11 protein-coding genes and 1 pseudogene are annotated in these 13,428 nt (G+C 72.0%); 4 read left to right on the top strand and 8 right to left on the bottom strand.

Going from position 1 to position 13,428, the window contains the following annotated elements; translation table 11 throughout:
- Window positions 1-11: 11 nt before the first annotated feature.
- Window positions 12-2,144 (bottom strand): methyl-accepting chemotaxis protein, encoded by a 2,133-nt coding sequence (locus BLT76_RS05475; protein ID WP_090851880.1) that lies wholly within the window; start codon window positions 2,142-2,144, stop codon window positions 12-14.
- A gap of 71 nt (window positions 2,145-2,215) precedes the next feature.
- Complete coding sequence (locus tag BLT76_RS26690; protein ID WP_090851878.1) at window positions 2,216-3,655, bottom strand: fatty acid desaturase; 1,440 nt, start codon at window positions 3,653-3,655, stop codon at window positions 2,216-2,218.
- Window positions 3,656-3,799: 144 nt separating this feature from the next.
- Here BLT76_RS26690 and BLT76_RS05465 point away from each other — a divergent pair, with 144 nt between their 5' ends.
- Entirely contained in the window at window positions 3,800-4,987 is a 1,188-nt protein-coding gene (locus BLT76_RS05465; protein WP_170866945.1) for an ATP-binding protein, read from the top strand.
- Window positions 4,988-4,996: 9 nt separating this feature from the next.
- Here the strand turns inward: BLT76_RS05465 and BLT76_RS26300 are convergent, their stop codons facing one another.
- From BLT76_RS26300 to BLT76_RS05445, 5 genes and pseudogenes are all read right to left on the bottom strand, one after another.
- Window positions 4,997-5,254 carry an ATP-binding cassette domain-containing protein gene (locus BLT76_RS26300; protein WP_244509267.1) on the bottom strand — a complete coding sequence of 86 codons (258 nt, stop codon included), beginning with the start codon at window positions 5,252-5,254 and terminating at the stop codon, window positions 4,997-4,999.
- Window positions 5,255-5,354: 100 nt separating this feature from the next.
- Window positions 5,355-5,741: pseudogene (locus tag BLT76_RS26670) on the bottom strand (ATP-binding cassette domain-containing protein); the annotation flags it as partial.
- 61 nt (window positions 5,742-5,802) lie between these two features.
- Entirely contained in the window at window positions 5,803-6,558 is a 756-nt protein-coding gene (locus BLT76_RS05455) for an ABC transporter permease (protein ID WP_090851874.1), read from the bottom strand.
- Window positions 6,555-7,547: an ATP-binding cassette domain-containing protein gene (locus BLT76_RS05450; protein WP_090851870.1), complete on the bottom strand. Its 993-nt coding sequence runs from the start codon at window positions 7,545-7,547 to the stop codon at window positions 6,555-6,557. Before BLT76_RS05450 ends, BLT76_RS05455 begins: the two co-directional genes overlap by 4 nt.
- Before the next feature lie 135 nt (window positions 7,548-7,682).
- Complete coding sequence (locus tag BLT76_RS05445; protein WP_090851867.1) at window positions 7,683-8,060, bottom strand: hypothetical protein; 378 nt, start codon at window positions 8,058-8,060, stop codon at window positions 7,683-7,685.
- 116 nt (window positions 8,061-8,176) lie between these two features.
- On the opposite strand from BLT76_RS05445, the gene ppgK reads away from it, so the two are divergent.
- The gene (gene ppgK, locus BLT76_RS05440; protein ID WP_090851863.1) at window positions 8,177-8,923 is read left to right on the top strand and encodes a polyphosphate--glucose phosphotransferase; all 747 of its coding nucleotides are present in this window, start codon (window positions 8,177-8,179) and stop codon (window positions 8,921-8,923) included.
- Window positions 8,924-8,938: 15 nt separating this feature from the next.
- Here the strand turns inward: ppgK and BLT76_RS05435 are convergent, their stop codons facing one another.
- Window positions 8,939-10,282 carry an NAD-dependent malic enzyme gene (locus BLT76_RS05435; protein ID WP_090852182.1) on the bottom strand — a complete coding sequence of 448 codons (1,344 nt, stop codon included), beginning with the start codon at window positions 10,280-10,282 and terminating at the stop codon, window positions 8,939-8,941.
- Window positions 10,283-10,482: 200 nt separating this feature from the next.
- Here BLT76_RS05435 and BLT76_RS05430 point away from each other — a divergent pair, with 200 nt between their 5' ends.
- The gene (locus BLT76_RS05430) at window positions 10,483-11,043 is read left to right on the top strand and encodes a TetR/AcrR family transcriptional regulator (protein WP_179714449.1); all 561 of its coding nucleotides are present in this window, start codon (window positions 10,483-10,485) and stop codon (window positions 11,041-11,043) included.
- Between the two features lie 37 nt (window positions 11,044-11,080).
- Window positions 11,081-13,408 (top strand): MMPL family transporter, encoded by a 2,328-nt coding sequence (locus BLT76_RS05425; RefSeq protein ID WP_090851857.1) that lies wholly within the window; start codon window positions 11,081-11,083, stop codon window positions 13,406-13,408.
- Window positions 13,409-13,428: the final 20 nt, after the last annotated feature.

Here is a 13,428-nt window from a genome sequence, read left to right as displayed (position 1 = left end):
AGGGCCCGACCTCACACCCGGAAGGCGCCCACCAGCTCCCCCAGCCGGGCCACGGTGTGCCCGAGGTCCTCGGTGGCCTGCCGGGACTCGGCGACGGCCTCGCGGGTGCGGCCCATGGTGGTCTCGACCTCCCCGAGGCTGTCGAAGATCAGGCCACTGCCCGCGGCCGCGGAGGCGACGTTGCGCGACATGTCGTTGGTGGTCGCGGTCTGCTCCTCGACGGCCGCGGCGATCGCCGTCTGGTAGCCGTCGACCCGGCCGATCGTCTCGGTGATCGCCTCGATGGCGGCCGTCGCGCTGGCGGTGTCGTTCTTGATCGTGGCGACCCGGCTGGTGACCTCGTCGGTCGCCTGGGCGGTCTGGGTCGCGAGCTCCTTGACCTCGCCGGCGACGACGGCGAAGCCCTTGCCGGCCTCGCCGGCGCGGGCGGCCTCGATGGTCGCGTTGAGGGCGAGGAGGTTGGTCTGCTCAGCGATGGACGTGATCACGTCGACCACGTCGGCGATCCGGCTGGAGGACTCGCTGAGGGTCTTCATCACCCGCTCGACGTCGCCGGCCAGGGCGACGCTCTCCCGGGCGACCGCAGCGGCCTCTTGGGCGCTGCCGGAGATCTCGCCGATCGAGGCGGTCATCTCCTCCGAGCCGACGCTGAGGGTCGCCACGTTGTCGGAGACCTGGCCGGCCGACGCGGCCCCGGAGAGCCGGGTCGCCTCGTCCGCGGAGCTGGTCAGGTCGGCGCCGACGCCGCCCAGGCGGTGGGCGGCCGCGTCGACGCGACCGGCCTCGGCCGTGATGTCGGTGAGCAGGCCGTGCAGCTGGCCGACGGCCCGGTTGAGCGCTCGGCTCATGGTGCCGATCTCGTCGGTGCCGTCCTCGGGCACCTCGACCGTGAGGTCCCGCTCGGCGAGCGAGGTCATGGCCGAGGTCAGCCGCGCCATCCGGCGCGACATCCGGGTCGCCACCAGCCACGCGACGGCCGCACCGACCACGGCCAGCCCGAGACCGACCAGGACGAACATCCGCATCATGGTGCTGCGCCCCTCGGCCAGCGCCTCGGCCGCCGCCGCGTAGTCGGGCCCGTAGGCCTGGACGACGATCGCCCACTGGTACGCCGGGTAGTACGCCGAGTAGACGGTGCTCTCGGCCGGGGCCGCGCCCGCACCGCCCAGCCGGTACGACGCCGAGGCCAGCTCGCCCTCGTCCAGCTCGACCGCGCCGGCGAGGACCTGCTCGACCCACGGCACGCCGTCGGCGTCCTCGGCCACGAGCTCGCCGCCGACGAGCGCGTCGTCGGTCGAGGCGATCACGCGACCGCGGTCGGCGGCCGCGGTGCTGAGGATGGAGACCGACCCATGCTCGCCGACCGTCATGTCCGAGAGCGCGCCGCTCAGCGCGGCGATGGCCTCGGCCTGCGGCACGCCGACGAAGACGGCACCGATCACCCGGCCGGATGCGTCGCGGAGCGGGTCGTAGGCGGCGACGTTCCAGGTGTCGACGACCTTGGCGACGCCCCGGTAGGAGTCGCCGGCGGCGATCGCGGACGCGACGGCGTTCGCGCTGCCGTCGGCGTTGACGGCCGGGATGTAGGTCCCGATCGCCCGCTTCCCCTCGGCGTTCTCGACGTTGGTGGCCACCCGCAGCAGGTCGCCGCGCGCGTTCATCCGCTGGAAGACCGTGACCGGGCCGCCGACCATCCGGCGGATCTCGTCGACCAGCGGCGTGCGGGTGTCGACGTCGGTGTTCTGGCCCAGCCAGGCGCCGTCCACCTCCACCCGGGGCAGCGAGACGGTGCTGACCTCGCCGCTGACCTGATCGGTCGCCCGCCAGGTCGCGGTGGCCTCCCGGTCGAGCCCGACGCCGCCGCTGCCGGCGACCACGGCGCGGGCCACCCCCATGCTCCGGTCCTGGGCCTGGAGCACCGACTCGCCGACGGCCGTCGCGAGCCGGTCGACACCGTCGGTGACGTGGCTCAGGTCGGACTCGGTGAGCTCGTCGACCCGCTCACCCGCCTGCTCGGTGAACCGGTCGCTCTGCCAGGCGCCGGCCCCGACCAGGACCCCGGCCGTGACGACGACGCTGCCCGCGCCGAGGGCGATCAGGCGGTGCCGAAGCCGCCAGGAGGCTAGGGAGAAGCGGGAAGTCATACGACACTTGTCGGCTAACGCCCCTCGCGGTGAAGGCTGCCGGGACGAGAGATGGGTCTCACCCCACCCGTTCAGGCGACCTCGTTGCGCGCGAGCGGCACGAAGTCGACCTTCTCCCGGACCCCGCAGTCGGGGCAGCACCAGTCCGCGGGGACGTCGGCCCAGGCCGTGCCGGCCGCGAAGCCCTCGTGCTCGTCACCCGCGGCGACGTCGTACACGTAGCCGCAGCCGGGGCAGCGGGCCGCGAGCACCTCGTCGACCGCACCCGGCACCAGCTCGGCCCGCTCGGCGGCGGAGAGCTCCACCGCCGGCGGCGGGTACGACGCCAGGATCCGCTCCCGCTTGCCGGGCTGGAGGTTGGCCCGGGACAGGTCGCCGCCGAAGTGCGCGTGCACGAGGGGGTCCATCACCCGGCGCCAGACCGGCGGGACGAGGGCGAGCACGATCATCCCGGCGTACCCGGTCGGGAGCGCCGGGCTCTCCTCGAAGTCGCGCAGCGTCTGGTAGCGCCGGGTGGGGTTGGCGTGGTGGTCGCTGTGCCGCTGCAGGTGGTAGAGCAGCACGTTGGTCGCGATGTTGTTGGAGTTCCAGGAGTGCGACGGGTCGACCCGCTCGTAACGCTGCCGCTCGCCGACGCCTACTCGTCGGCGCAGCATCCCGTAGTGCTCCATGTAGTTGACGACCTCGAGCAGCGAGAAGCCGACGACGGCCTGGACGACGAGGTACGGCAGCACGCCGACCCCCAGCCAGGCGACGACCGCGCCCCAGAGCACCGCCGACATCAGCCAGGCGTTGAGGACGTCGTTGCCGATCCGGAACGGATGCTTCTTCTTGCGTGAGTAGCGACGCTTCTCGATCCGCCAGGCGCTCTTCAGGGACCCCAGGACGGTGCGCGGCCAGAAGGCGTAGAAGCTCTCGCCGACCCGGGACGACGCCGGGTCCTCCGGGGTCGCGACCCGGACGTGGTGGCCGCGGTTGTGCTCGATGTAGAAGTGGCCGTAGAAGCTCTGGGCCAGGGCGATCTTGGACAGCCAGCGCTCGTTGGCCTCCTTCTTGTGGCCGAGCTCGTGGGCGGTGTTGATGCCGATCCCGCCGATGCAGCCGATCGAGATCGCGAGCCCGATCTTGTCGAGGACCGTCAGGTCCCCCTGGAACCCGAGTGGGTCGCCGTGAGTGATGAGGTACATCGCGCCGAGGAAGCCGGCGTACTGGACCGGGAGGAACAGGTAGGTGATCCAGCGGTAGTAGCGGTCCTTCTCGAGCCGGTCGATCACGTCGTCGGGCGGGTTCGAGCGGTCCAGCCCCGCGACCAGGTCGATGGCCGGGACGACCACCAGGATCACCACCGGCCCGATCCAGAAGAACGCGCCGACCCCGGTCGCGGCCCAGGCGCCGTACGCCACGAAGGCCAGGGAGGGCACGACCAGACCGATCAGCCACAGGTAGCGCTTGGGGTCGCGCCAGGTCTCGGTCGAGCCCTCGGGGACGGTGCTGTTGGCGACGGTGTCCATCGGTGCTGCCTCCTTGGTCGGCGTCACTGCCGGTTTACAGGACGATAAGATATGTAAACCACGCTTGACAAGAGGCGCCCGAATGTCAAGGTCGGTGGCCGGGTTTACGGTTCCTGATGAACGTCGCCCTTCATAAGGAACCGTGTGAGCCATCCGCTGCCCAGCCCCTACACCCCCGGCGAGACGCCGCCCGTCCTCGTCGGCCGGGGCGCCCAGCTTGCCGACGCCCAGGCCGACCTGGCCCTGCTCGCGACCTACGGCCGTTTCCTGGGCCGGGTGCGGGTGCACGTCGGCTCGCGCGGGGTCGGCAAGACGTCGCTGCTGAAGGCGGTCCGCGACGAGGCGACTCGCGCCGGCGCGGTGGTGGCCTGGGTGACCGCCCGTGGCGACGAGAGCCTGGTGGCGGGGCTGGTCGCCGCCCTCGCCCGGTCCCTCGACGGCATCGGGGTCGACGTGACCCGCCGCTCGCGGCTGCGCGACCGGCTCCAGTCGCTCAGCCTCGAGCTCGGCGCCGGCCCGGCCAGTGCCGGGGTCGAGCTCGACGTCAGCCCGGCCCCGGCACCCGGCGCCGGGGCCGCCTCGGCCGCGTTCGGAGACTTCGTGACCCTCGCGGCCGCCGCCGCCCGCGAGCGGGGCTCAGCCGGGCTCTGCCTGCTGGTCGACGAGATCCAGGCGGCGCCCCGCGAGGACCTGCGCACCCTCGCCTACGCCTGGCAGGAGCTCCAGCAGGCAAGCCCCGAGCCGTCCGCCGTGGTGATCGCGGCCGGGCTCCCCAACACCCCCGACGTGCTCACCGCGGCGGTGACCTTCAGCGAGCGGTTCGCGTTCCGGACCCTGGAGCGGCTCGACGACGCCGACGCGGCCGAGGTGCTCGAGGCGCCGGCCCGCGAGCACCGAGTCGACTGGCACGCCGGCCTGCTCGCCGAGGTGGTCGGGCTGGCCCAGGGCTACCCCTACTTCCTCCAGCTCTACGGCGACGCGGTGTGGCGTGAGGCCGCGCCCGCGGAGGGCGACACCCTCGGCCCCGACCTGCTCGACCGCACCCGCGCCCGGGTCGACGAGGAGCTGGCCACGATGTTCCGGGCCCGCTGGGTGAAGGCGACCCCCGGCGAGCAGCGCGTGCTGACCGGCATGGCCGAGCTGGCCGGGCCGGCGGAGGCCGACGTCCGCCGGGGCGAGGTGGCCGACCACCTCGGCGTGACGAGCAACGACCTGAGCGTGCCCCGGCGCGGGCTGCTCGACAAGGGGCTGATCGAGGTGGCCGGCCGCGGCGCGCTGCGGTTCACCGTGCCGGGGTTCGCCGCCTGGGTCCGCCAGGAGACCGGCGGCTGACGTCCGACCTCAGTGCGCCACGGCCGACCAGCGCCCGCGCCGTCGGTGCACCTCGATGGGATGGGCGAAGGTCTCGGTGACCAGCTCGGTGGTCAGCACCTCGTCGACCGGGCCGGCCGCTACGACCCGGCCCCGCCGCAGCAGGGCCGCGTGCGTGGTCGTGGTCGGCAGCTCCTCGAAGTGGTGCGTGACCATCACGGTCGTCAGCCCGGGGATCGCGTCCGGCAGGCCGTCGAGGGTCTGGATCATCTGCTCGCGGGCGGCCACGTCGAGCCCGGTGCTGGGCTCGTCGAGCAGCAGCAGGGGCGGGGTCGGTCATCAGCGCCCGCGCGATCAGGGTCCGGCCCCGCTCGCCCTGGGACATGGTGTGCCAGTGCAGCGGCACGGTCGCGTCGACGCCGAGGGTCTTCATCAGCTGCCGGGCCCGGTCCAGGTCGGCGGCGGACGGCGTCCACCGCAGCTGGGTCTCGATGGTGCCGGTGACCCCGGTCAGCACCACCTCCTCCGCGGTGAGGTCGGAGCGCAGCGGGTGGCGGGGGTTGACGAAGCCGATCGAGCGGCGGAGCTCGCGCAGGTCGATCTGGCCCAGCCGGTGGCCGAGCACCCGCACCTGCCCACGGCTGGGGAAGGTCACCGCGCCGCACAGGTTGAGCAGGGTGCTCTTCCCGGCGCCGTTCGGCCCGACGAGCGCCCACTGCTCGCCCCGTCGTACGACGAGGTCGACCTCCTCCAGCAGCGGGCGCGCGTCGCGCACGAAAGTCACGCCGGTCAGCTCCAGGGCGGTGTCGTCCACCCCGTCAGCATAGGAACGAGCCTCAGGCGTTCTCCTTGCGGAAGACCGAGACCCCCCACCAGACCGCGAGCCCGAAGAGCGCGACCGTCCAGCCGACGCCCCAGCCGATGGTGCCGAGGTCGTAGTCGCCGAAGAACGCCCCGCGCACGGCGTCGACGACGTGCCGGATCGGCATGAAGTTCGCGAGGTTGTCGAGCCAGGCGGCGCCGAAGCTCATCGGCAGCAGGATCCCCGACAGCAACAGCACCGGCATCATCACCAGGTTGATCACCGGGGCCATCACGTCCTCGCTCTTCACCGTCAGCGCGAAGGCGTTGGAGGCCGCCGCACACGCGCCGCCGAGCAGGATCGTGAGGACGACGCCGAGCACGATGCCGGCGGCGTTGAAGTCCATGCCCAGGGCGAGGCCGAGCCCGACCAGGATCACCGCCTGGACGAAGAGCTGGAGCAGGTCGCGGTAGAGCCGGCCGAAGAGCAGCGCCGCCCGACTGGCCGGGGTCACCCGCTCGGCCTCGATGACCCCCTCGCGCCACTCGCCGATCAGGCTGAAGCCCGCGAAGAAGGCGCCGAAGATGCCGAGCTGGACCAGCATGCCCGGGACGAACCAGGTGTACTTGTTGCCGCCGAGCTGGCTGATCACCGGCTCGAGCAGGGGCCCGAAGAGCAGCAGGTAGAGCACCGGCTGCAGCATCCCGATGATCACCCAGGCGGGGTTGCGCAGGTTCATCCGGATCTGACGCCGGAAGACGATGCCGCTGTCGCGGAGGAAGGTCGTCACAGCTCGGCTCCTTCGGTGGTCGGTACGTCGGCCTCGGCGTCTCGCAGGGTCCGGCCGGTGAGGGTGAGGAACACGTCGTCCAGGGTCGGGCGCGCGATCTCGATGGACTCGAGGCTGACGCCGGCGGCCTCGAGGTCGCGCAGCAGGCCGGGCACCACCTTCCCGGCCCGGGACACCCGGCCCCGGACCTGGCGGCCCTCGACCTCGACGGTCTCCGCGACCGCGCTGAGCCGGTCGCGGGCCACGGGCACCTGCTCGTCGGAGCCCACCTCCAGGGCGACCAGGTCGCCGGCCACCTGGGCCTTGAGGTTGTCGGCGGTGTCGCTGGCCACGATGTCGCCCCGGTCGATGATGACGATCCGGTCGGCCAGCGCGTCGGCCTCGTCGAGGTAGTGGGTGGTGAGGAAGACCGTCGCCCCCTGGCTGGTGCGCAGGTCGGCGATGTGCTCCCACAGGTTGGCCCGCGCCTGCGGGTCCAGGCCGGTCGTCGGCTCGTCCAGGAAGACCAGCGACGGCGAGTGGATCAGCCCCATGGCGATGTCGAGGCGACGCTTCTGTCCGCCCGACATGTTCTTCGGCATCCGGCGCCACAGGCCGTCGAGCTGGAGCCGCTCGAAGAGCGCCTGGCCCTGGGCGACCGCGTCCTTGCGGGACATCCCGTAGAGCATCCCGTGGTCGACGACCTCGTCGCCGGCGTAGGCGCCCGAGAACGTCGACCCGACCTGCGAGCAGTAGCCGATGCTCCGTCGTACGTCGACGGCCTGCGTCGCGACGTCGTACCCGGCGACGGTGGCGGTGCCGGCCGTCGGCTTGAGCAGCGTCGTCAGCATCCGCAGCGTGGTCGTCTTGCCGGCGCCGTTGGGACCGAGGAAGCCGACCACCTCGCCCTCGGCCACGTCGAGGTCGATGCCGTTAACCGCCTGCACGGCCGTCTTCTTCCTGCCCTGGCCGGTGTGGAACGTCTGCACGAGCCCTCGTGCGGTGATCATCGGCTGCCCTCCGCGTTGGTGTGTACCTGGCTAGACCGTCCGTCGGACGACGGGCTCCGGTCAACGCAATTGCGCGCACGGCACAGACCCGGCCACCGACGGGGAATCATCGGCGGTCGGGTGGGGCAGGTGGGCTCAGACCAGCCGCGGCGTACGGCGTACGTCCTCGGCGCCCTGCGCGACCGCCTGGGCGAACTGCTGCGCCCCCGTCGTCCGCACCCGGACGACGTGCCGCGCGGTGCGGATGCCGACGACCCGGGACACACGCCCGCCACCGATCTCGACGCTCGTCACGTCGCGCAGGTGCAGCTCGGTGATGGCCAGGCCCCGGCCGAGCCGGGTCGGCACGAAGCCGAGGTGCAGCCGGGTCAGGGTGATCCGTCCGGCGATCCAGACGGCGCCGTACCCCTCCTGCAGGCGGTCGAGCGCCAGGTCGGCCTCGGACCCAGCGGCTCCCGCGGTGGTCTCGACGAGGAGGTGGGCGCTCTTCGAGCCGATCACGCCGTAGGACATGTCCCCAGTGTGCGGCCGGTCACACCTGCGGCGACCCCTGGACAAGACCAGCTGATTCCCTGGGGTTGATGGGCCGGTCGTGAGGCCGCGAGTCCTGCGTGTCCTAGGGTCGTGGGATGTCCACGACCCACCTTCCGTTCGGCATCGACTTCGGCGGCACCGGCATCAAGGGCGCCCCGGTCGACCTCGAGACCGGAGAGTTCGCGGCCGAGCGGTTCCGGATCAAGACCCCCACCCCCTCGACCCCGGAGCGGGTCGCCGAGGTGTTCGTCGAGCTGCTCGCGGCGTTCCCGGACTCGACCGGGCCGGTCGGCGTCACGGTGCCCGGCGTGGTCCGCCACGGTGTCGTCAGCTCGGCCGCCAACATCGACAAGGCCTGGCTCGGCACCGACGCCGACGCCCTGTTCACGAAGGCCACCGGCCGCGACGTCCACGTCGTCAACGACGCCGACGCGGCCGGCCTCGCCGAGGTGCGGTACGGCGCCGCCGCGGGCCGGGGCGGCCTGGTCATCGTGACCACCCTCGGCACCGGCATCGGCTCGGCCCTCGTGCACGAGGGCGTCCTGGTGCCGAACGCCGAGCTCGGCCACCTCGAGGTCGACGGTCACGACGCCGAGTCCCGGGCGGCCAACAGCGCCCGCGAGGCCGAGGGCCTGAGCATGGAGCACTGGGCGAAGCGGCTGACCCGCTACTACCGCACCCTGGAGAAGCTGTTCTCCCCCGACCTGATCGTCGTCGGCGGCGGCATCAGCAAGCGCGCCGACGAGTTCCTGCCGCTGCTCGACCTCGACACCGAGATCGTCCCGGCGACGCTGCGCAACAAGGCCGGCGTGGTCGGCGCGGCCCTCTACGCGACGAGCTGACCCCGAGCCGGCCCGCTACCGGTCGCCGCGGATGGCGGCGGCGACCGCCTTCGGCACGTCCGGGTGGAAGACCGTCGGGATGATGAAGGACGCGTTCAGCTCGTCGTCGGTGACGACGAGGGCGATCGCCTCGGCCGCGCGCAGCAGCATCTCGATGGACACGTCGGTGGCGCGGGCGTCGAGCAGGCCCCGGAACACGCCCGGGAAGGCCAGCACGTTGTTGATCTGGTTGGGGTAGTCCGAGCGGCCCGAGGCCACCACGGCGGCGTACTTGCCGGCCTCGGCGGGGTCGACCTCCGGGTCGGGGTTGGCCAGCGCGAAGACGACCGGGTCGGTGGCCATGTCCTGGATCCACTCGGCCTGCAGCACGCCGGGGGCGGAGACGCCGATGAACACGTCGGCGCCGGCGAGCGCCGTACGCAGGTCGCCGGTCACGCCGCGCGGGTTGGTCGCCCGGGCCAGCTCGACCTGGGCCGGCGAGAGGCCCTCGAGGTCGGGGACCAGGCAGCCGAGGCGGTCGAAGACCACGACGTCCTGGACGCCCGCGGCCAGCAGCAGCGTCACGATCGCCGTACCGGCAGCGCCGGCGCCGGAGACGACGAGGCGGACCTCGCTCAGCTGCTTGCCGACCACGCGCAGGGCGTTGGTCAGCGCAGCCAGGACCACGATGGCGGTGCCGTGCTGGTCGTCGTGGAAGACGGGGATGTCGAGGGACTCGCGCAGCCGGCGCTCGATCTCGAAGCAGCGGGGCGCGGCGATGTCCTCCAGGTTGATGCCGCCGAAGCCGGGGGCGATGAGCTCGACCGCGCGGACGATCTCGTCGGTGTCCTGGGTGTCGAGGCAGATCGGCCAGGCGTCGATGTCGGCGAACCGCTTGAACAGCGCCGCCTTGCCCTCCATCACCGGCAGCGCCGCACCGGGGCCGATGTTGCCGAGGCCGAGGACCGCGGAGCCGTCGGTCACGACCGCGACCGAGTTGCCCTTGATGGTCAGCCGACGCACGTCCTCGGGGTTCTCGGCCAGCGCCTTCGACACCCGCCCGACACCCGGGGTGTAGGCCATCGACAGGTCGTCGCGGTTGCGCAGCGGGACCTTGGAGGAGACCTCGATCTTGCCGCCGATGTGGAGCAGGAAGGTCCGGTCGGAGGTCCGGTAGACCTCGACGCCCTCGATCGCGTCGACCGCCTTCTCCAGCTCCTTCGCGTGGTCGGCGTCCGAGGCCGAGCACGTCACGTCGACGACCAGGCGCACGTGGCTGGACTCGGTGACGTCGATGGCGGTGACGATCCCGCCCTGGGCGGCGATGGCCGTCGCGACCGCCCCGACCACCGCGTGGTCCGGGACGGTGTGCAACCGCATGGTGATCGAGTACGACGACGTGGTGGCGGTGCGCGGGGAGGACACCCGGACACTTTCCGCCCGGTCGTCGGTTACCGGCAAGTCGGGGACCGACCACAACGACCAGAACCGCCGTACGGGTGACCGCCGTCACAATTTTGCACTATTTGGATCAGAGTGCAAGAATGCACTCCGTGACCGAAAGTGCAACGAGCCGTCAGGTGAAGCGGCTGCGGACGGAGCGGCGGATCAGCCGCTGCGCCCAGCAGCTCACCCAGGAGCGCGGCCTCGACGGCTTCACCATGGACGAGCTGGCGGAGCGCGCCGAGGTCTCGCGGCGCACCCTGTTCAACTACTTCCCCAGCAAGAACGACGCCGTCCTCGGGCCGGTGCCGCCACTGTCGGAGGAGGCCTGCGGGGTCTTCGTCGCCGGTGGCCCGACGGGCCACCTGATCGACGACCTCTCCGCCCTGGCCGACGAGATCCTCGACGCCCACGACGTCGACCGTGAGGACGTCGAGCTGGCCAAGCGGGTGATCATCGGCGAGCCCCGGCTGCTGCCGATCGCCCACGAGCGCTTCGAGACCGTCCTCGGCCAGCTCACCGACCTGATCCTCGAGCGCGAGGGCGACCGCATCACCCCGACCGAGGCCCGACTGCTGATCCGGCTGCTGGTGACGATCTTCGAGTGCGCCATGACCCAGTTCGTGGCGGGCGACGACCGCCCGGTCGACGAGCTCTTCGACGAGAACCTCCGCACCGCCCGCACCCTGCTCGCCTGACCACCCGCTTCCTCCCTCTTCCTCCAGGAGACCACCCATGGCCACCCTGCTCCACCGACTCGGCAAGACGGCGTACCGCCGCTGGCCGTTCTTCATCGCCGCGTGGCTCGTCGCGTTCGTCGCGGTCGGCATCTTCGCGGGCACCATGTCCAAGCCGATGACCGACGCCTTCTCGATCCCGGGGATCCCGTCGGAGAAGGCCGCGGACCTGCAGGCCGAGCTCTTCCCGGGCGCCGTCGACGCCTTCGACCAGGCGTCGGTGAAGGTCGTGGTCGCCGCGCCCGAGGGCAGCACCCTCGCCGACCCGGAGTACGCCGGGCAGGTCCAGGACCTGATCAGCGACCTCGAGGCCCTCCCGCAGATGCCCGACACCCCGCTGGTCGACCCGGTCACCGCCGCGGCCGACCAGCAGCAGGCCATCGTCGACGCCGCTACCCAGGCCGGTGGCGACGTGGCTGCCGCCCGGGAGAACGCGCAGGCGCTGTCGCCGCTCTCCGAGGACGGCCGGGTCGGCACGATCACCTGGGACTTCGACGTCGAGACCGTCGCCGACGTCGAGCCGGAGACCATCACCGACCTCGGCAAGGCGATGGACGCCGCGAGCGAGAACGGCCTCGTCGTCGAGGCCAACGGGTCCGGCTCGGCCGGGATGATGGAGATCAGCGGCACCTCCGAGCTGATCGGCATCGCCGTCGCGCTGCTCGTGCTCGTCCTCACCTTCGGCTCGCTGATGGCCGCGGGCCTGCCCATCGTCACCGCGCTGCTCGGCGTCGGCCTCGGCATCACCGGCATCACCGCCAGCACCGCGTTCTTCGACATCGGCTCGACCACCCCGATGCTCGCCACGATGATCGGGCTCGCGGTCGGGATCGACTACACGCTGTTCATCCTGGCCCGCTACCGCACCGAGCTGCACCACACCGACGACCGCGAGGAGGCCGTCGGCGTCGCCGTCGGTACGGCGGGCTCCGCGGTCGTGTTCGCCGGCCTGACCGTGCTCATCGCCCTCTCGGCCCTGGCCCTGGTCCGGATCCCCTTCCTCACCTCCATGGGCCTCGCCGCCGGCGCCACGGTGCTGATCGCCGTCCTGGTCGCGCTGACCCTGCTCCCGGCCGTGCTGGGCCTGCTGAAGAAGCGCGCCTTCGCCGGCACCGTCCGCCGCTACCAGCCCGAGCGCGACACCGACGGCCTGGTCAAGAACAACGGCGTCCGCTGGGCGCGCCTGGTCGGCCGTCGGCCGATCACCGCCGTGCTCCTCACGGTCGTCGCCCTCGGCGCCCTCGCCCTGCCGCTGAGCAGTCTGCACCTCGCCTTCCCGACCGACAGCACGGCCTCTCCCGAGACCACGCAGCGCAAGGCGTCCGACCTGATCGCCGAGTCCTTCGGCCCCGGTCGGGACGCGCCGATGATCGGGGTCATCGACGGCCGGGACCTGCCGGACGAGGAGACCCGGATGACGGCGTACGCCGACGTGGTGGCCTGGGCGGCCGGCCAGGACGACGTCCAGAACGCCCAGCTGATCGGCACCAACGAGGACGGCACGGGTGCCCGGGTGATGATCACGCCCGACACCGGACCCGAGGACACCGCGACCGAGGACCTGCTCACCGCGCTGCGCGACGGGCAGGACGAGATCGAGGCGGCGACCGGGACCACCATCGGCATCACCGGCCTGACGGCCATCACGACCGACGTGTCGGAGCGGCTGAGCGGCGCGCTGCCGATCTACCTCGCCGTGGTCATCGGGCTGGCGTTCATCCTGCTGATGATCGTCTTCCGCTCGATCCTCATCCCGCTCACGGCGACGCTCGGCTTCCTGCTCACGGTGCTGGCCACCCTGGGCGCGACGGTCGCGGTCTTCCAGGAGGGCGCCTTCGGGATCATGGAGGGCCAGCCGATCGTCAGCTTCATGCCGATCTTCCTGATCGGCCTGGTCTTCGGCCTGGCGATGGACTACCAGGTCTTCCTGGTGACCCGGATGCGCGAGGCCCACGTCCACGGCATGTCGACCCGCGAGGCCGTCGTCGACGGCTTCCGCAACAGCGCCCGGGTCGTCACCGCGGCCGCGGCGATCATGATCGCGGTGTTCTCCGCCTTCATCCTGATCGACGAGCCGATCATCCGCTCGATCGGCTTCGCCCTCGCCGTGGCGGTCTTCTTCGACGCCTTCATCGTGCGGATGACGCTGATCCCGGCCCTGATGTACCTGATGGGCGAGAAGGCCTGGTGGCTCCCCGCCTGGCTCGACCGGATCCTGCCGGACGTCGACGTCGAGGGCGAGAAGCTCGACCGCCCGTACCTGCGGACGTACGCCGACGGCGCGCTCGACGGCCAGCAGTCCGAGACCGAGTCGGTCCAGGTCTGAGCGATAGTCCCTGACGTCCT

Source organism: Nocardioides lianchengensis, from assembly GCF_900101465.1.
Classification (GTDB): Bacteria; Actinomycetota; Actinomycetes; order Propionibacteriales; family Nocardioidaceae; genus Nocardioides; species Nocardioides lianchengensis.
The sequence above is the reverse complement of the archived record's forward strand: the minus strand, read 5'-3'. Positions and strand labels throughout refer to the sequence as shown.